This window comes from Oceaniglobus trochenteri, assembly GCF_020529025.1.
In the GTDB taxonomy this organism is placed as follows: Bacteria; Pseudomonadota; Alphaproteobacteria; order Rhodobacterales; family Rhodobacteraceae; genus Oceaniglobus; species Oceaniglobus trochenteri.
In genome coordinates this window covers 227,153-243,885 of the sequence record NZ_JACNMM010000008.1, presented here as the reverse complement: position 1 = coordinate 243,885, position 16,733 = coordinate 227,153, and the positions used below count along the sequence as shown (strand labels likewise).

Sequence of the window (16,733 nt, the reverse complement as noted above, 5' to 3'; positions counted from 1 at the left end):
CCGGTTGCGCCGATTTCGGCCTATATGCCCGTCTTCCCGCCGCAGGGTCAATCAACACACCCTTGCCCCCCTCCCGAGACACCGCTAGATCCCGCCTATGCTGGATGATGCCGACGATATTCACCCCCTGTTCTACGGCGCCCCCAAAAGTGCCGAGTTCAAGAAGCTTCGCAAACGCCTGGTGCGCGACACCCGCGAGGCGATCGAGGCCTATGGCATGATCGACGCGGCCAGCCGCCGCGCCGAAGGGGCTCCGCCCGAAAAGTGGCTGGTCTGCCTTTCCGGCGGCAAGGACAGCTATACCCTGCTGGCCATCCTGCACGAATTGCAATGGCGCGGGCTGCTGCCGGTCGATCTTCTGGCCTGCAACCTGGACCAGGGCCAGCCGAATTTCCCCGCCACCGTCCTGCCCGCCTTCCTTGAGAAGATGGGCGTGCCGCACCGCGTCGAATATCAGGACACCTATTCCATCGTGATGGACAAGGTGCCCGCCGGGCGCACCATGTGTGCGCTTTGCTCGCGCCTGCGGCGTGGCAACCTCTACCGGATCGCGCGCGAGGAAGGGTGCAGCGCCGTGGTGCTGGGCCATCACCGCGACGACATTCTGGAAACCTTCTTCATGAACCTGTTTCACGGCGGGCGGCTGGCGACGATGCCCCCCAAGCTGTTGAACGAGGAAGGCGATCTGTTCGTCTATCGCCCCCTTGCCCATGTGGCCGAATCCGATTGCGAGCGCTTTGCCAGCGCGATGAACTATCCGATCATCCCCTGCGATCTCTGCGGCAGCCAGGACGGCCTGCAACGCCAGCAGATCAAGCGCATGCTTGATGGCTGGGAGGCCAACAGTCCCGGCCGCCGCCAGGTGATCTTCCGCGCGCTCACCAATGCCCGGCCCAGCCATCTTCTTGACCCCAAGCTGTTCGATTTCGCGGGCCTGATGCGCGGCCAGCCGGGGCCTTTCGGCGAAAACGACTAGCCCCGCCGAAGAAGCGGGCGGCGTTAACCTTCTGGTGATGCCGAGCCCCTAGTCTGGGACGGATTGACCCGGACGAAAGAACGCTTGCCATGGCGCGCCTCCTTCAGAAATTCCTGATCCGCAGTCGGCGCAGCGGCTGGAGCATGCCTGTTCTCTTCCTTTGCCTGCTGGGCGTTGTCGGCGCCTCGGCCGCGATCAGCGGGGCCGAAGGGGTGCTTTTCACCTCCGCCCTTGGCTGTGCCTTCCTGCTGGGCACGGCCAGCCGCCCCGGCCCCTTCCATCTGCGCAGCCTGGCCACCCAACCGCTGGATCTCCCGGTGACCCGCGATGTCCTGCTGGCGCGGATGGCGGCCAGCCGGGTGCAGGATCGCGGCGGCGACTCGCTTTGCATTGCACTGGCCATCGATGATTTCGACCGATCGACGGCGCAGCTTGGCCGCGGTGGTCGGGCAAGCCTGCTGCGTCAGATGGGTGAAAGGCTTTATGGCCAGGTGCGCAACGGCGACACTCTCGCCGACCTCGGCGACGGACGCTTTGCCGTGTTCCTGCCCCCGAACCCGCGGATCGATACCGAATCGGCAGTGCAGGCGGCGCTTCGCCTTCAGGCGGCCCTGGCCCGCCCCTTCGCCATCGACGGGTTGCGCCATCACCTGACCGCCTGCGCCGGGTTCTGCACCGCGTCGCGGGCCGGGGCGCCAGGCAAGGCGACGGCACTTCTTGATGCGGCCCTTTCGGCCCTTGCCATGGCACAACGCCAGGGCCCGCGCAGCCTGCGCGCCCATGACGGCGCTGATGCGCCTCTATCGCCCCTGAGAACGGCACAAGGCGACGATATGGCCCGTGCCTTCAAGGCGGGCCGGATCGTGCCATGGTTCCAGCCGCAGATATGCGCCGATACCGGGGCACTGACCGGGGTTGAAACCCTCGCCCGTTGGGATCACCCGGATGCGGGCATTCTGTTACCGGCGCAATTTTTGGCCCAGGTCCGCGATCAGGGTCTGAGCATGACACTGACCGAAACCATGCTGGACGGTGCCCTGCACCACCTGCGCGGCTGGGATCGGGCGGGTGTGACGATACCACGCATCTCGGTCAATATCGGGCCGGAAGATCTGATCGATCCGCGCCTTGCCGACCGGGTTGCCTGGGCGCTGGACCGGCACGGGCTTCCCCCTGCCCGCCTGGCAATCGAGCTGCAGGAAAACGCGTTGTCCCACCTCGATCCAGATGGAATGGCCGCCCGCAACCTGCGCGCCCTTGTCCGGCTGGGCTGCCCGATCGAGTTGGACGATTTCGGCACCGGCAATGCCTCACTTACCACGCTAAGGCGCTGGTCGGTCGACCGTATCAAGATCGACCGCTCCCTGACCGCTGCCGTCGATACCGATCCGGAACAGCACGCCATGGTCTCGGCCATCCTGACCATGGCGGCGCAGCTTGGCGTCGGTGTCCTGGCGGAAGGCGTGGAAACGCCGGGCCAGCATTCGACACTGGCGCAACTGGGCTGCGACCATGTGCAGGGCCATGCCATCGCCCGCCCCATGGCGCCATCCGATCTTCTGGCCTGGGCGCTGCGCCGGGATGCCGCACCCGCGCCCCGCAGTGCGCCGCCAAAACCACCCCACGGGGCAACGCAACCCGGTTCTGGCGGCAAAACGGCTTGACCTTTGGCCGCACGCCCTGTTGAACCTGCCTGACCCGAAATCCACAGGCGGCGCTCCGAATGGACGATCAGAACAAGAACCTCATTCTTGCTACGGCACTCAGCTTTATCGTGATCCTGGGATGGTTCGTCCTGTTCCCGCCCGAGGAACAGGTCACCGATCCCAACGCCCCCGTGGCGGGCCAGACGGCCGATCTTCCGCCCACGGCGGCCCCCGCGCCCGGCACCGCCACGGCGCCGCAACCGGCCGCACCCGGCGGGCTGATGGTGGCCGATGCCGACACGCCGCGCATCGCCGTGGAAACGCCCAGCCTCGTCGGCTCGCTTTCGTTGCTTGGCGGGCGGATCGATCAGCTTTCGCTGCAGACCTACCGCGAAACCCTGGCCCCCGACGCGCCGCTGGTCGACCTGCTGCAACCCGTCGGCACCGCCCATCCCTATTACGCCGTCTTCGGCTGGGCCCCCGGCGGCGCCCTGGGGTTCGAGGACGTACCCGGCCCCAATACCCTCTGGACCCAGAGCGGCGGCACTACCCTAACGGTCGACAGCCCCGTTCAACTGACCTGGGACAACGGCAAGGGCCTGATCTTCCGCCGCGACATCTCGGTCGACGACAAGTTCATGTTCACCGTCACCCAAAGCGTGGAAAACACCACCGATGGCACGGTCCGCATGGCCCCCTACGGCACGATTTCGCGTCAGGGCAATCCGCCGAACCTGTCCAGCTTCTTCATCCTGCACGAGGGTGTCGTGCGCATGTCCGACGGCGAGTTGCAGGAAATCGACTATGACGACATGCCCGACCAACCCAGCGACGAACGCTGGGGCGCCAATGCCGATGTGATCTCGGTCAGCGAAAACGGCTGGCTGGGCTTCACCGACAAGTACTGGATGACCTCACTTGTTCCGCAACCGGGCAGCGCCTTCACCTCGGTGGTGAAATACAACGCCGGCGCCGACATCTACCAGACCGAGGCGCGCCTGGCCGCCATGGACATCGCCGCGGGCACCACCGCGCAGTCCACCAGCCGCATGTTCGCCGGCGCCAAGGAGTGGGACACGATCCGCGACTACCAGAACGATCAGGGCGTCGAGGGCTTCATCGATTCCATCGACTGGGGCTGGTTCTTCTTCTTGACCAAGCCGATCTTCTTCGTACTGCACTGGCTGCATGCCATCTTCGGCAACATGGGCTGGTCGATCATTGCGCTGACCTTCTTCCTCAAGGCGCTGCTCTTCCCGCTGGCGTACAAGTCCTATGTTTCCATGGCGAAGATGAAGGAACTTCAGCCCGAGATGGAGGCCCTGAAAGAGCGTGCAGGCGACGACCGCCAGAAGATGCAGCAGGGCATGATGGAGCTTTACAAGAAGAACAAGGTGAACCCTGCCTCGGGCTGCCTGCCGATCCTGTTGCAGATCCCGATCTTCTTCTCGCTCTACAAGGTGATCTTCGTCACCATCGAACTGCGGCACGCCCCCTGGGTCGGCTGGATTCGCGACCTTTCGGCGCCCGACCCAAGCAGCATCCTGAACCTGTTCGGCCTGCTGCCCTGGGCCACGCCCGAGCCTGGTTCGATCTTCTTCATCCTGTCGCTGGGCGTGCTGCCGATCCTTCTGGGCATCTCCATGTGGCTGCAGCAAAAGCTGAACCCGGCCCCCACCGACCCGACACAGAAGATGATCTTCGCCTGGATGCCCTGGGTCTTCATGTTCATGCTGGGCAGCTTTGCCAGCGGGCTGGTCCTCTACTGGATCACCAACAACACGATCACCTTCACCCAGCAGTACCTGATCATGCGCAGCCAGGGTTACAAACCCGACGTCTTCGGCAACATCATGAGCGGCTTCAAGCGCGGCAAATCGACCGAAAAACCCGACACCAAGGCGCCCGCCAACAAGAACACGCCGAAGAAGCGGAAATAGGCCAGAGGGCCAGACGCAAAAGGAAAAACGCCGGGACATGATCGCCCGGCGTTTCTCGTTCCGGAGGAACCCGAAGATGACAGGACCGAACCCCGATACCCTTGCGCCGATGCCGCAATATGACGGCACCGTCTTCCTGCGCCCGCTCGCGCAGGGCCGCGCCAATGTCGAAGTGGGGCAGTTCACCTATTACGACGACCGCGACCGCAGCCGCGATTTTTTCGACACCAATGTGTTGCACCATTACGATTTCATCGGCGACCGTCTGATCATCGGCCCCTTCTGCGCCATCGCCCATGGCGTGCGGATCTTCATGAACGGCGGCACCCATGCCATGGACGGATTCTCCACCTTCCCGTTCAACATCTTCGGCGAGGGATGGGAGGAAGGTTTCGATCCTGGCACCTGGGTGATGCAGCAGAAGGGTGACACCGTGATCGGCGCCGATGTCTGGATCGGCGATCACGCGACACTGATGCCCGGCGTCACGGTGGGCCCGGGCGCCATCATTGCCGCAGGCAGTGTCGTGACCCGCGATGTCGCGCCCTATACCCTTGTGGGGGGCAACCCCGCCCGCCCCTTGAAACAAAGATTCGACGATGCCACCATCGCGGCGCTTCTGGCCATCGCGTGGTGGGATTGGCCGACCGACAAGATCACCCGCAACCTGGGCGCCATCCGCGGCGCCGACCTGAGCGCACTGGAAACCGCGACATGACCCTGCCCTTCCCCCTGGCCGAAATCGACGACGACGCCCGCGAGGCCGGGCGGCTGTTGTTCGCGGGCGAAACCGAGTTCCTGAAGGGCGTCGTCGCCATGGATGGAATGCCCCCCGACGACCGGCTGGAAGTGTGCTTTGCGGGGCGTTCGAACGTGGGAAAATCGACGCTGATCAACGCGCTGACCGGGCGCAAGGCGCTGGCGCGGGCCTCGAACACGCCGGGCCGCACGCAGGAAATCAACTTTTTCACCTGCGCCGAAAGCCATTATCTTGTCGACCTGCCGGGGTATGGTTTTGCCAAGGCTCCGGTCAAGACCGTCGAAAAATGGCAGCGTCTGATGAAGGCCTATCTGTCGGGCCGCGCCACCCTGCGCCGGGTCTTCGTTCTGATCGACGGGCGCCATGGCGCGAAAGAGGTCGACGACGAGATCATGAGCCTGCTTGACCGCTCGGCCGTGACCTTTCAGGCTGTCCTGACCAAGGCCGACAAGCCCTCGGCGCGCGATCTTGAGGCGTCGCTGGCGCGCACCCGCGACATGCTGGCCCGCCATCCCGCCGCCTTTCCGGAAATCGTGATCACGTCGTCGGACAAGGGCACCGGCATCGACGTGCTGCGCGGGATCATCGCCACCCTGGACTGAGCCGCCCCGCCCCTAGTTGGGGCGTTGCGCGGGGGCGCGGTCGGCCTCGTCCATGTCGTCTTCGTCATCGGCGGGGATCGCATAAGCGCCGGTCAGCCACTTGCCCAGGTCGATATCGGCGCAGCGGCGCGAACAGAAGGGGCGGTACTTGCGGTCGGTCTCACGGTCGCAGATCGGACAGGCCATGTCGGGCTCCTTACAGGGGCAGGCGATCGCGCTTGCGCTGAAGCTCGTAACAGCCCAGAGGCGTCCAGCCCGCCAGAATGGTTTCGATCGAATCCTGCCGGAAGGCCGCGCGCAGGATCTGTTCGAACCCGCGGCGTTCCTTCTTGGCCATGGGCGCCAGATCCAGCGTGATCTGCCCCCCAAGGCCCCGGCAGCGCAACTGCGCCGGAAGGGCGCGCACACAGGCGATATTGGCCTTCAACCCAGCCGAAAGAGAAGTGTCGGCGCCGGTGTTCACATCCACGGCCACAAGGGCGCGGGTGGGTTCGATATACATCGAACCGGCGCCAAGCTGCACCAGGGGCTGATGCAGCGCCGCGATCATGTCGTCGATGCCCTGTTCACCGAAACCGCCATCCCGGGTCGAAATCGAATCGGGTTCGGGCCATTCGCGCCAGGCCAGCGTGTGCGGATCGGGGCCATCGGCCAGCAATTCGGGCGAATCACCGGTTTCGGCCAGGATCGCCGCGGCCAAGTCTGACATGGCGAAGATGTCTTCGGCCAGCGCCTCATCCGGGGCGGTGGCGGCGGCCGAGCGCAGGATCAGGCCGGTGCGCCCCGCCTCGCCCATTGCCTCGTGGGCCAGCAGCAAAAGCTCTTCGCGCCGGTCCTCGTCCTTGATCGAACGCGAGATGTTGATGCCCGGCGCGTCGGGCGTGATGATGGCATAGCGGCTTTTGAACAGCACACGGTCGGTCACCGGCACCGCCTTGCCGCCTTCGGCAAAACCCGTCACCTGCACCAGAATCGATGTGCCCGGCACAAGGCCCTTGGCCGATTTCAGATAACCGCGCCCCTCGGGCAGTTTCAGGATCGCCCCGCCCTGCCCCTTCATCGGGCGGTCGACCACGGCACGATAGATTGCGCCGGGCACCGGTACACCCTCGGGGGGCGCGATCAGCAGATCGTCCAGCACACCATCGACAAGCATCGCCGCCGCCAGCCGGTCGCCCAGCCGGTCAAGGATCACCGAACGCCCCTTCATCGGCCGAACACCGGATAGCCGGCCGCAGCCAGAAGCGTGGCCGTTTCGGCAACAGGCAGGCCGACAACCCCGGTGAACGACCCCTGAATCCAGGGGATGAAGGCCCCGGCCGGCCCCTGAATGGCATAGCCGCCCGCCTTGCCCTGCCAATCGCCGGTGGCAAGGTATCCGTTCACTTCGACATCGCTCAGCCGCTTCATCTTCACATCCGTTACCACGTCTCGTTGCCAAAGGCGCGCACCCCGGCGCACCGCCACGGCGGTGATCACCTTATGACGGCGCCCGGACAGCTTGTGCAGAAATTCCGCCGCCTGGCCCGCATCGGCAGGTTTGCCCAGAATGCGGCGGCCAAGGGCAACGGTGGTGTCGGCCGAAACCAGGATTTCATCCTCGCCCAGGGCAACCGCCGCGGCCTTTTCCGCCGCCATGCGGATGCAATAGGGGCGCGGCAGTTCGCCCGCCCGCGGCGTTTCATCTATGTCGGGCGCGCGAATGTCGTCGGGCACAAGGCCCAACTGCCCCAACAGCTCGCGCCGTCGGGGAGAGCCGGAGCCCAGAATCAGGCGCATGGCTTACTTGAAACGATAGTTGATCCGCCCCTTGGTCAGATCATAGGGTGTCATTTCGACTTGGACCTTGTCGCCAGCCAGAACACGGATGCGGTTCTTGCGCATCTTGCCTGCCGTATGTGCGATGATCTCATGGCCGTTTTCCAGCTCGACCCTGAATGTCGCATTCGGCAGGAGTTCCTTCACGACACCGGGGAATTCGAGCAGTTCTTCCTTGGCCATGTTCACTCCATAATGTGGGTGCCCGCCAAATTTGCGGACGAGCGACTAAATGCGCCCTATCGCGCCGGTTTTCAAGGCTTCATCGCACATTGCCTTGCAGTCATGCTGCGCTGCAACGTCCGGGGTGCGGCATGAAACCCCCGCGTGGCCGAGGTTCTAGCCCGCGGCGGCCCCGGCGGCAAGCGGCATCGTCACCGCCCGGGCGGGCCGAAACGTTCGATCAGCCGGCGGTGAATCTGATCGCGGCTTTCGCGGTAGGAACGCAGCTTGTCCTCGCGCCCCTGGCCCAGGCCCGTCGGATCGAGGATCGGCCAATATTCGACCTCGAGGTGATAAAGCCGTGTCAGTTCAAGCGCATGACGTTGCGAAGCGGGCGAGAGCGAAACGATCAGGTCGAACCCGGATAGATCGTCGCCCCACTGCGCCATCTCGTCGAATGACCGGGTGCGGTGGCGTTCAAGTTCGACGCCCAGTTCGCGGCAGACGGCAATGGCGAAGCCGTCAATCTCCATGTCCCCCTTCACCCCGGCGGATTGCACATAGGTCCGCGTGCCATGAAAGCGCTTCATCATGCCCTCGGCCATGGGCGAACGGACGGCATTGTGATCGCAGCAAAAGAGGACCGACTGCGGAACCTCGGCCACGTCAGCCGCCGAAGTGCAGCACGCAGATCAGCGTGAACAGGCGGCGCGCGGTGTCGATGTCGATCTCGGCCTTGCCGTCCAGTCGCTCCTGCAAGACCCGCGCGCCTTCCATGTGGATGCCGCGCCGGGCCATGTCGATGGTTTCGATCTGGCTGGCGGGCAGTTTCTTGACCGCGTCGAAATAGCTTTCGCAGATCTGGAAGTAATCCTTCACCACCTGGCGGAACGGCCCCAGCGACAGGTGAAACTCGGCCACCTTCTGGGCCTCGGGTGTTGTCAGATCGAAGACCAGCCGCCTTTCGCGGATCGACAACAGAAGGTGCAGCCCCCCTGCGCCCCGCCCCGGCAGGGCAAAGGCGTTGTCTTCCAGAAGATCGAAGATCGCCACGCGGCGTTCCTGTTCGATCTCGGGGGTGGGCGGCGGCAGGCCGGCATCATCGATGCTGACCGCCAGAAGCCGGCTCACCGGTTCAGCCGTTCAAGCCGGGCGCGGACCGACAGGCCATGCGCCTCGAGGCTTTCCGACGTGGCCAAACGCTCGGCCGCCGGGCCAATGGCCTTGAGGGCGCCGGGAGACATCTTGGCCATGGTGGTGCGTTTCAGGAAATCCATCACCGACAGCCCCGAGGAAAACCGCGCCGAGCGTGCGGTGGGCAGGACATGGTTCGGCCCGCCGACGTAATCACCGATGGCCTCGGGCGTCCATTTCCCCAGGAAGATCGCTCCGGCGTGGCGGATGTTCGCGGCCAGGGCCTCGGGGTTGTCGACGCAGAGTTCAAGGTGCTCGGGCGCGATCTGATCGCAGAGCGCGGCCGCCTCGCCCAGGTCGTTGACCGTGATGATGGCGCCGAAATCGCGCCAGGACGCCGCGGCGATCGCGCGCCGCTCCAGCGTTTCAAGACGCAGGGCCACCGCCTCGGCGACGGCTTCGGCCAGCATCGGATCGGTGGTGATCAGGATGCTCTGCGCGCTTTCGTCGTGTTCGGCCTGGCTCAGCAGATCCAGCGCGATCCAGTCGGGATCGTTGTCGCCATCGGCGATGACCAGGATCTCGGACGGCCCGGCGATCATGTCGATCCCGACCTTGCCGAAGACACGCCGTTTGGCGGCCGCGACGAAGGCGTTGCCGGGGCCGGTGATCTTGTCGACGGGCGCGATGGATTCGGTGCCATAGGCCAGGGCGGCAATCGCCTGGGCCCCGCCAACGCGATAGACGGTTTCGACACCGGCCAGCCGCGCCGCCAGCAGAACCAGTGGATTGGCCACGCCGTCGGGCGTGGGGGCCGTGATCACAAGGTGTTCAACCCCGGCGACGGCGGCGGGAATCGCGTTCATAAGGACAGAGGAAGGATAAGAGGCCGTGCCGCCCGGCACGTAAAGCCCCGCCGCCGAAACCGGTGTCCACCGCCAGCCCAGGGTGGCGCCGGAGTCATCGGTCCAGCTTTCGTCCTGGGGCATCTGGCGGCTGTGATAGGCGCGGATGCGGGCGGCGGCCAGTTCAAGCGCGGCCTTGTCCTCGGGGGCGACGCTGGCACAGGCGGCGTCGATCTCGTCACGGGAAAAGGCCATGGTCTCGGGCGTCAGGTTCAGCCTGTCGAAGCGGGCGGTCAGCTCGATCACCGCCGCATCGCCCCGCTTGCGCACGTCATCGATGATCTGCGCCACCGTGGCATCGACATCGGGGCTGTCCTCGCGCTTCATGGTCAGAAGCGCGGCAAAGCGTTCCTCGAAATCGGCATCGGACGTGGTAAGGATATGGGGCATGACAGAACCTCCGTTCGCCAAAGGCATAACGCCGCGCTGCAGCGGGCTCAACCCCGGGATGGGCCGGGCCCGCTTGCGTCTTATTCCGGGTGGTGCGGAACCTTGCCGGAAACGGCGCGATAAGGCTGCGTGACATCGCGCAGCGCCACCGAAAGCGCGGTGGCATCCACCGCGATCGCCCCGTCGCCCGCAAGGGTCAGGATGGCGCGGTCGTCGCCCTCCAGCGTGATCGACAGCACGGAAAGAACGACATCGGCATCGCGCCGGTCAATCCCGTTGCTTTGCACCTTTGTCACGTTTTCAAAGGACAGAACCGCGCGCACACGTTCGGGCTGTGCAGTCTTGTCCTCCCAGCGGAAGCGATTCAGCAGGATGGCAAAGCGGCCCGCGGCGCGGTCGAACTTCATGTCAGTCGCCGCAAAGACGGCATCCTGCACCAGCGACGACAGGATCGTCAGATCCTCCTCGCTCAGCGCCTGAAGCCGCAGCGGGCGGGGGGCGCCATCCTCGAAACGGGCGTCGGCGCTCATCCGCGCACCCGTTCGATCCGCGCACCGCAGGCGCCCAGCTTTTCCTCGACCCGCTCGTACCCGCGATCAAGGTGATAGACCCGGCTGACCATGGTTTCCCCCTCGGCCGCCATGCCCGCCAGGATCAGCGAGACCGAAGCGCGCAGATCGGTGGCCATCACCGGCGCGCCCTTCAACCGTTCCACGCCCTTCACCTTTGCGGTGCCGCCGTGAACCTCGATATCGGCGCCCATGCGGATCAGCTCGGGCGCATGCATGAAGCGGTTCTCGAAGATCTTTTCCTCAAGCACGCTGGTGCCCTCGGCCGTGCAGAGCAGCGCCATCATCTGCGCCTGAAGATCGGTCGGGAAACCGGGGAAGGGTTCGGTTGTGACGTTCACGGCCTTGATGCGGCCGTTCTTGCGCGCCACGGTCAGGCCCCGGGGCGTTTCGGTGACGGAAATTCCGGCCTCGTCCAGTTTCTCACAGAAGGCGCCCACAAGGTCGATCCGCCCGCCAAGGCAGGTCACCTCGCCACCGCAAAACGCGGGGGCAAGCATATAGGTGCCCAGTTCGATCCGGTCGGTGACAACGGGATGCGTGGCCCCGTGCAGCTTTTCGACACCCTGAATGGTGATGGTGCTGGTGCCCTCGCCTTCGATCTGCGCGCCCATGCGGCGCAAACACCGGGCCAGATCCACGATCTCAGGCTCGCGCGCGGCGTTGTTGATCGTCGTCGTTCCCTTGGCCAGGGTTGCGGCCATCAGCACGTTTTCGGTCGCCCCCACCGAGACCAGCGGGAAATCGACCGTCCCGCCCTTCAGCCCGCCGGGCGCCTTGGCGTGCACGTAACCGTCGCGCAGCTCCAGGTCGGCGCCCAGTGCCTCAAGCCCGCGCAGGTGCAGATCGACCGGCCGCGCCCCGATGGCACATCCACCGGGCAGCGACACGACAGCATGACCGTCGCGCGCCAGCATCGGCCCCAGAACCAGGATCGAGGCGCGCATCTTGCGCACGATGTCATAATCGGCGGTGTGATTGTTCAGGTTGTGCGACGACATCACCAGAACCTGCCCGTCCTGCAGGCTGCTGACCTCGGCCCCGAGCGAACGCAGCAGCGCCGTCATCGTCGCGATGTCCGACAAGCGCGGCGCGTTGGTCAGCGTAAGCGGTTCATCGCTCAGCAAGGTGGCGGGCATCAGCGTCAGGCAGGCGTTCTTGGCGCCCGCGATCGGAATTTCGCCCCGCAGCTCACCGCCGCCCTTTACAATGATCGAATCCATCTGCCTGCCCTTTTCATTCGCCCTTGGCGGAATCGTCGTCCGCCGTTTTCGTTGCCTGTTCCGAACGTGCCCGCGCCTGCGCCTTGCGCCGGGCCAGATTGGCCTTCAGCGCCGCCTTCAGCCGCTTTTCCCGGTCGCTGACCGGTCTGGCATTCTTGCCCGGATCGTTTGCCTTTGCCATGCAGCGTTCCTAACCCAGCCTTGGCCCGCGGTCCAGATTCGACAGCCCGCCCCCGGCCCGACCGCCCGGGCGGTGGCGTGAATGCAACCCGGCCGCCCGACAGGGCCAGCGATGACCCGACGAGAGACTGCCCAAAGGCGACGGAATCCATGTTTTTGCCGCCGTTCGGGCGCTTGCCAGACAAGTTGCCAAAAGACCGAAAAAACCCGCCCGATCCCCCTTGCGCCCCTCCCCGCAACCGTTTATCCACCCGCCACGAAGATGCTGTGGTAGCTCAGTGGTAGAGCACACCCTTGGTAAGGGTGAGGTCGAGAGTTCAATCCTCTCTCACAGCACCATTTTCCCCTTGCCGTGCGGATCATTGGAAGACGGTCGGTTTTCCCTATTTTTCGCGAGCCACCTCGCAATTCACCAGCGACCAATTCTGAGTGTAGCGGCCAGAGTTGCCGCATTGCATTCTGCGCTGCATCAAACTGCTCACTTGGCACCTTCCCCCAATGGGCGGCGCGTTGGCACGCAGTGCGTCCGCTGTTTCGCCCGGCCGACAGGCGCGATTTACCTCACAAGGCGCTGCGCAAACGCTCTCGCACACCTCGTTGATCGCGACATCCCGTTCGTTCTTCGCGGCGACCAGTTCCGGACCGACAGCACCCAAGACAATTGATCCCCGTCAATTCGGAGCACATACCGATGAGTGACATGAGAAACGGGCCACAGGCGCCGGGCCACCCAACCTGCTAACCGGTCAGCAGCTTCGCCGCCGCGCCACGGGCCTCGTCGGTGACGGTGTCGCCCGACAGCATGCGGGCGATTTCATCCACCCGTTGCGCGGCGTTCAGCGGCACGACGTTCGAGGTGGTCACATCGCCCGAAACCGACTTCTCCACGCGCCAATGATGCTGCCCCAGCGCCGCAACCTGGGGCGAATGGGTGACCACCAGAACCTGCTGCCCCTCGGCCAGCGACGACAGGCGGCGGCCCACCGCATCGGCGGTGGCGCCACCGACGCCGCGGTCGATCTCGTCGAAGATCAGGGTCAGGCCGGTATCGCTGCGGGTCAGACAGACCTTGAGCGCCAGGAGGAACCGCGACAACTCCCCCCCCGAGGCGATCTTGCCCAGCGGCCCTGCCGGTGCGCCCGGGTTCGTGGCGACGGTGAAATCCACGCTGTCGCTGCCATCGGGGCCGGGTTCAGCGGGGGCGACGCGGGTGGCAAAAACCGCGCGCTCCATCTTCAGCGGTGCCAGTTCGGCGGACATGGCCGCGTCCAACCGTTCGGCCGCTTCCTGGCGCAGCGCCGTCAGCCGCTCGGCGGCGGCGGTATATTCGGTCTCGGCGGCCGCAACCTCGCCCGAGAGGCGCGACAGATCGGCCTCGCCGGCGTCGAGGGCATTCAAGCGGCCGCGCAGCCCGTCGGCAAAGCCCGACAGGTCGTCGGGCAGCACACCATGCTTGCGGGCCAGGCCGCGGATGGCAAACAGACGCTCTTCGGTCGCCTCGAGCGTGCGTGGGTCGAAATCCAGCGCGTCGAGACAGGCCAAAACCCCCTGCTCGGCCTCGGCCAGTTCGTTCATGGCGCGGCCCAGGCTTTCCAGCGGGCCGTCCAGCAAGCCATCGGATTGCCCCGCCGCCGAATCCAGCCAGCGCATGGCATCGGCCATCTGCCCTTCGGCCCCGTCGGCGCCCAGAGCGCGCACCGCGCTCAGCACGCTGTCGCGGATCCGCTCGGCCCCCTGCATCCGGCGCCGTTCGGCATCCAGGGTCGCCTCTTCTCCGGGTTCGGGCGAAAGCTGGTCCAGTTCATCCACAGCGTGGCGCAGGAAATCCTCTTCGGCGCGGATCGCGGTGATCTCTTTCTGCGCCTGTTCCAGCGCCTTGCGTGCCGCGCTCCAACTGCGCCAGGCGGCGCGGGTGGCGGCCAGCGGCAGATCGACGCCGGCGAACTGGTCAAGCAGAGCCATGTGGCCCCGGGGGTTCAGCAGGCCGCGGTCGTCGTGCTGGCCGTGCAGTTCCACCAGGGTGTCGGACAGGGCGCGCAGCACCTCGCCACTGGTGCGCCTGTCGTTGACGAAGGCCGTCTTGCGCCCCTCGGCGGTGTTGATCCGGCGCAGGATCAATTCGTCGGCAACGGGAAAACCGGCCTCTTCCAGCACCGCGCGCGCCGGGTGCTGCGGCGACAGGTCGAACCACGCCGTGACCTCGCCCTGAGAGGCCCCCTGGCGCACCAGTTCGGCCCGCCCCCGCCAGCCAAGGACAAACCCGAGCGAATCCAGCAGGATGGACTTGCCCGCCCCCGTTTCGCCGGTCAGCACGTTGAGCCCCGGCTGAAACATCAGTTCCAGCCGGTCGATCAACAGCATGTCTCTGATGTCCAGACCGCGCAGCATTCTCAGATCACCTGTCGGGAGGATGCCCCGGGATCACAACCATTCGCCCTTGACCACCTGACGATAGACATCGCGCAGCCAGCTTGTTCCCGAGGCTTCGGGCGTCAGCCCCTGCCCGGTCAGCAGGGCAAAGCTGTCCTGATACCATGGGGTGGACTTGAAGTTGTGACCGAGGATCGCGCCTGCGGTTCGCGCCTCGTCGTTCAGGCCCAGCGACAGATAGGCCTCGACAAGGCGGTGCAGCGCCTCGGGGGTATGGGTCGTGGTCTGGAACTGTTCGACGACCACGCGGAACCGGTTGATCGCGGCCGAGTAGTTCTTGCGCTTGAGGTAATAGCGCCCGATCTCCATTTCCTTGGCGGCCAGATGATCGAAGGCCAGATCGAACTTGAGGATCGCCGAGCGGGCATATTCGCTGTCGGGGTAATTCTCGATCACCTCGCGCATGGCCTGAAGGGCCTGGAAGGTCAGCCCCTGGTCACGGCCCACATCGTCGATCTGGTCGTAATAGGACAGCGCCATCAGGTACTGGGCATAGGCCGCGTCCTCATCAGCGGGATAGAAATCAAGGAACCGCTGCGCCGACGAGCGGGCGGATTCGTAATCCTTGTCGCGATGATAGGCAAAGGCCTGCATGATCAGCGCGCGCTTGGCCCATTCGGAATAGGGATAAAGACGCTCGACCTCACCGAAATAGCGCGCCGCCTCGTCGGGGTTGCGCGATTCCAGTTCGAATTCGGCGCGCTTGTAGATGTCTTCTGCCGAAAAGCTCTCAAGTGGCTGGTCGCGGCTGGAAAAGGCATCACCGCAAGCGCCCAGCATCAAAGACGCAGCCATCAAGGCGGCAAGGGGTGTGTGCCTGCCCGAGGAAAACTTCATGCCAAATACCTCCAACGCCGCCCTTGGTTCGACCGGGGCGTTCCCACTCTTACGGGTTGGTCTAGCATATTAAAAGTCGGTACAAAACGCCTTTGCGCGGCAAAATCACCGCCCCGGATCAGAGCGCGCGCGGAGCATCGCCGCGCGACAGGCCCGCACCGGGCAGACGCGCCTCCATCGGGGCGTCGCAGATCACCATGCGGCACGCACCGGGGCGCGCAAACAGCGCCCGCAGCAGGGCGTTCGTCATCGCGTGACCTGCCCGATAGCCGGTGTAACGCGCCAGAAGCGGTGCACCCGCAAGGGCCAGATCGCCCAGGGCATCCAGCATCTTGTGGCGCACGGCCTCGTCCGCGTGGCGCAGCCCGCCGGGCGACAAAACCTGCGCCCCGTCCACCACCACGGCGTTGTCCAGCGTGCCACCCAGCGCAAGCCCCTGGGCGCGCATGGCGTCAACATCGGCCTGCCGGCAGAAGGTGCGGCTGTCGCAAAGTTCGTGCACGAAGGTGCCGTTGGCCATGTTCAGCGACTTGTCCTGCACGCCGATCGCGGCGTCGGGAAAGCTGATGTGGAAATCCATCTCAAGCGATTGGGCAGGCGACAGGCGGGCAAAGGCATCGCCGTTGCGCACCTCGACCGTCTCAAGCACCTCAAGGGCGCGGACAGGCGCATCCAGCGCCCGCAGCCCGCGGGCCAGGATTGCGGTGACGAAGGGCGCGGACGATCCGTCAAGGATCGGAACCTCGGGGCCGTCGATCTCGATCAGCAGGTTCTGGATGCCACACCCCGCGACAGCCGCCATGATGTGTTCGATGGTGGAAACGGTCACGCCATTGTTGTTTGTGATACGGGTGCAAAGCTGCGAAGGCATTACTGCATCCCAATGGGCGGGGATCAGCGTGTTGCCATCTGCAATGTCAGTGCGGCGAAACCAGATCCCGAATTCGGCGGCAGCCGGACGCAGGGTCATGCGCACAGGTTTGCCCGAATGCAGGCCCAGGCCCGTGAATGTCACCGGTGACTTCAATGTGGTTTGCATGATCCGCCTCGCCGCTATTGTCACACCGATGTCGTGCCCGGTGGTTACAGAGAGCTAATCACACCGCCCGTTACAAACAATTCAATCTTTGTAACGGTCTGAAACATGCCGTCGCGCGAAGG

The 16,733-nt window shown here is 65.1% G+C and carries 18 protein-coding genes and 1 tRNA gene; 6 read left to right on the top strand and 13 right to left on the bottom strand.

The window, feature by feature from the left end:
- Positions 1–97: 97 nt before the first annotated feature.
- The 5 genes from ttcA to yihA all read left to right on the top strand — a co-directional run bounded on the left by ttcA (position 98) and on the right by yihA (position 5,924).
- A complete protein-coding gene (gene ttcA / locus H7828_RS15255) occupies positions 98–976 on the top strand; it encodes a tRNA 2-thiocytidine(32) synthetase TtcA (RefSeq protein WP_226781918.1) in 879 nt (292 codons plus the stop codon).
- Between the two features lie 89 nt (positions 977–1,065).
- Complete coding sequence (locus H7828_RS15250) at positions 1,066–2,640, top strand: GGDEF domain-containing phosphodiesterase (RefSeq protein WP_226781917.1); 1,575 nt, start codon at positions 1,066–1,068, stop codon at positions 2,638–2,640.
- A gap of 59 nt (positions 2,641–2,699) precedes the next feature.
- Complete coding sequence (gene yidC / locus H7828_RS15245; protein WP_226781916.1) at positions 2,700–4,562, top strand: membrane protein insertase YidC; 1,863 nt, start codon at positions 2,700–2,702, stop codon at positions 4,560–4,562.
- A gap of 76 nt (positions 4,563–4,638) precedes the next feature.
- Positions 4,639–5,280, top strand: coding sequence for a CatB-related O-acetyltransferase (locus tag H7828_RS15240; RefSeq protein WP_226781915.1), 642 nt, complete (start codon positions 4,639–4,641; stop codon positions 5,278–5,280).
- Positions 5,277–5,924, top strand: coding sequence for a ribosome biogenesis GTP-binding protein YihA/YsxC (yihA, locus tag H7828_RS15235; RefSeq protein ID WP_226781914.1), 648 nt, complete (start codon positions 5,277–5,279; stop codon positions 5,922–5,924). The genes H7828_RS15240 and yihA overlap by 4 nt, the downstream gene beginning before the upstream one ends.
- 12 nt (positions 5,925–5,936) lie before the next feature.
- On the opposite strand, the gene H7828_RS15230 is transcribed toward yihA, so the two are convergent.
- From H7828_RS15230 to H7828_RS15185, 10 genes are all read right to left on the bottom strand, one after another.
- Positions 5,937–6,110 (bottom strand): DNA gyrase inhibitor YacG, encoded by a 174-nt coding sequence (locus H7828_RS15230; protein WP_226781913.1) that lies wholly within the window; start codon positions 6,108–6,110, stop codon positions 5,937–5,939.
- Positions 6,111–6,120: 10 nt separating this feature from the next.
- Positions 6,121–7,134 carry a ribonuclease E/G gene (locus H7828_RS15225; protein ID WP_226781912.1) on the bottom strand — a complete coding sequence of 338 codons (1,014 nt, stop codon included), beginning with the start codon at positions 7,132–7,134 and terminating at the stop codon, positions 6,121–6,123.
- On the bottom strand, positions 7,131–7,703 hold the full coding sequence (locus H7828_RS15220) for a Maf family protein (protein ID WP_226781911.1): 573 nt from the start codon (positions 7,701–7,703) through the stop codon (positions 7,131–7,133). The genes H7828_RS15225 and H7828_RS15220 overlap by 4 nt, the downstream gene beginning before the upstream one ends.
- A 3-nt stretch (positions 7,704–7,706) precedes the next feature.
- Positions 7,707–7,925, bottom strand: coding sequence for a translation initiation factor IF-1 (infA, locus tag H7828_RS15215; RefSeq protein ID WP_007205486.1), 219 nt, complete (start codon positions 7,923–7,925; stop codon positions 7,707–7,709).
- 191 nt (positions 7,926–8,116) lie between these two features.
- Positions 8,117–8,569 carry an arsenate-mycothiol transferase ArsC gene (locus H7828_RS15210; RefSeq protein WP_226781910.1) on the bottom strand — a complete coding sequence of 151 codons (453 nt, stop codon included), beginning with the start codon at positions 8,567–8,569 and terminating at the stop codon, positions 8,117–8,119.
- 1 nt (position 8,570) lies between these two features.
- Positions 8,571–9,035: a UPF0262 family protein gene (locus H7828_RS15205; RefSeq protein WP_226781909.1), complete on the bottom strand. Its 465-nt coding sequence runs from the start codon at positions 9,033–9,035 to the stop codon at positions 8,571–8,573.
- On the bottom strand, positions 9,032–10,333 hold the full coding sequence (hisD, locus tag H7828_RS15200) for a histidinol dehydrogenase (RefSeq protein ID WP_226781908.1): 1,302 nt from the start codon (positions 10,331–10,333) through the stop codon (positions 9,032–9,034). The genes H7828_RS15205 and hisD overlap by 4 nt, the downstream gene beginning before the upstream one ends.
- Before the next feature lie 80 nt (positions 10,334–10,413).
- On the bottom strand, positions 10,414–10,863 hold the full coding sequence (locus tag H7828_RS15195; protein ID WP_226781907.1) for a DUF2948 family protein: 450 nt from the start codon (positions 10,861–10,863) through the stop codon (positions 10,414–10,416).
- Positions 10,860–12,125: a UDP-N-acetylglucosamine 1-carboxyvinyltransferase gene (gene murA / locus H7828_RS15190; protein WP_226781906.1), complete on the bottom strand. Its 1,266-nt coding sequence runs from the start codon at positions 12,123–12,125 to the stop codon at positions 10,860–10,862. The genes H7828_RS15195 and murA overlap by 4 nt, the downstream gene beginning before the upstream one ends.
- 13 nt (positions 12,126–12,138) lie before the next feature.
- Positions 12,139–12,306, bottom strand: a complete 168-nt coding sequence (locus tag H7828_RS15185; protein ID WP_226781905.1) for a hypothetical protein — start codon at positions 12,304–12,306, stop codon at positions 12,139–12,141.
- A gap of 263 nt (positions 12,307–12,569) precedes the next feature.
- Between H7828_RS15185 and H7828_RS15180 the strand changes: the two genes are divergently transcribed.
- A tRNA-Thr gene (locus H7828_RS15180) sits at positions 12,570–12,644 on the top strand.
- 399 nt (positions 12,645–13,043) lie between these two features.
- Here H7828_RS15180 and recN read toward each other — a convergent pair.
- From recN to lpxC, 3 genes are all read right to left on the bottom strand, one after another.
- On the bottom strand, positions 13,044–14,693 hold the full coding sequence (recN, locus tag H7828_RS15175; protein WP_226781904.1) for a DNA repair protein RecN: 1,650 nt from the start codon (positions 14,691–14,693) through the stop codon (positions 13,044–13,046).
- A gap of 33 nt (positions 14,694–14,726) precedes the next feature.
- Entirely contained in the window at positions 14,727–15,515 is a 789-nt protein-coding gene (locus H7828_RS15170; RefSeq protein WP_245398744.1) for an outer membrane protein assembly factor BamD, read from the bottom strand.
- A 175-nt stretch (positions 15,516–15,690) separates the two neighbouring features.
- Positions 15,691–16,611, bottom strand: coding sequence for a UDP-3-O-acyl-N-acetylglucosamine deacetylase (gene lpxC, locus H7828_RS15165; protein WP_226781903.1), 921 nt, complete (start codon positions 16,609–16,611; stop codon positions 15,691–15,693).
- Positions 16,612–16,733 lie beyond the last annotated feature (122 nt).

Bases quoted from the DNA above. Each gene is read 5' to 3' on its own strand.
- ttcA (WP_226781918.1), top strand. From the start codon at position 98: ATGCTGGATGATGCCGACGATATTCACCCCCTGTTCTACGGCGCCCCC.
- H7828_RS15250 (WP_226781917.1), top strand. From the start codon at position 1,066: ATGGCGCGCCTCCTTCAGAAATTCCTGATCCGCAGTCGGCGCAGCGGC.
- yidC (WP_226781916.1), top strand. From the start codon at position 2,700: ATGGACGATCAGAACAAGAACCTCATTCTTGCTACGGCACTCAGCTTT.
- H7828_RS15240 (WP_226781915.1), top strand. From the start codon at position 4,639: ATGACAGGACCGAACCCCGATACCCTTGCGCCGATGCCGCAATATGAC.
- yihA (WP_226781914.1), top strand. From the start codon at position 5,277: ATGACCCTGCCCTTCCCCCTGGCCGAAATCGACGACGACGCCCGCGAG.
- H7828_RS15230 (WP_226781913.1), bottom strand. From the start codon at position 6,110: ATGGCCTGTCCGATCTGCGACCGTGAGACCGACCGCAAGTACCGCCCC.
- H7828_RS15225 (WP_226781912.1), bottom strand. From the start codon at position 7,134: ATGAAGGGGCGTTCGGTGATCCTTGACCGGCTGGGCGACCGGCTGGCG.
- H7828_RS15220 (WP_226781911.1), bottom strand. From the start codon at position 7,703: ATGCGCCTGATTCTGGGCTCCGGCTCTCCCCGACGGCGCGAGCTGTTG.
- infA (WP_007205486.1), bottom strand. From the start codon at position 7,925: ATGGCCAAGGAAGAACTGCTCGAATTCCCCGGTGTCGTGAAGGAACTC.
- hisD (WP_226781908.1), bottom strand. From the start codon at position 10,333: ATGCCCCATATCCTTACCACGTCCGATGCCGATTTCGAGGAACGCTTT.
- H7828_RS15195 (WP_226781907.1), bottom strand. From the start codon at position 10,863: ATGAGCGCCGACGCCCGTTTCGAGGATGGCGCCCCCCGCCCGCTGCGG.
- murA (WP_226781906.1), bottom strand. From the start codon at position 12,125: ATGGATTCGATCATTGTAAAGGGCGGCGGTGAGCTGCGGGGCGAAATT.
- H7828_RS15185 (WP_226781905.1), bottom strand. From the start codon at position 12,306: ATGGCAAAGGCAAACGATCCGGGCAAGAATGCCAGACCGGTCAGCGAC.
- recN (WP_226781904.1), bottom strand. From the start codon at position 14,693: ATGCTGCGCGGTCTGGACATCAGAGACATGCTGTTGATCGACCGGCTG.
- H7828_RS15170 (WP_245398744.1), bottom strand. From the start codon at position 15,515: ATGCTGGGCGCTTGCGGTGATGCCTTTTCCAGCCGCGACCAGCCACTT.
- lpxC (WP_226781903.1), bottom strand. From the start codon at position 16,611: ATGCAAACCACATTGAAGTCACCGGTGACATTCACGGGCCTGGGCCTG.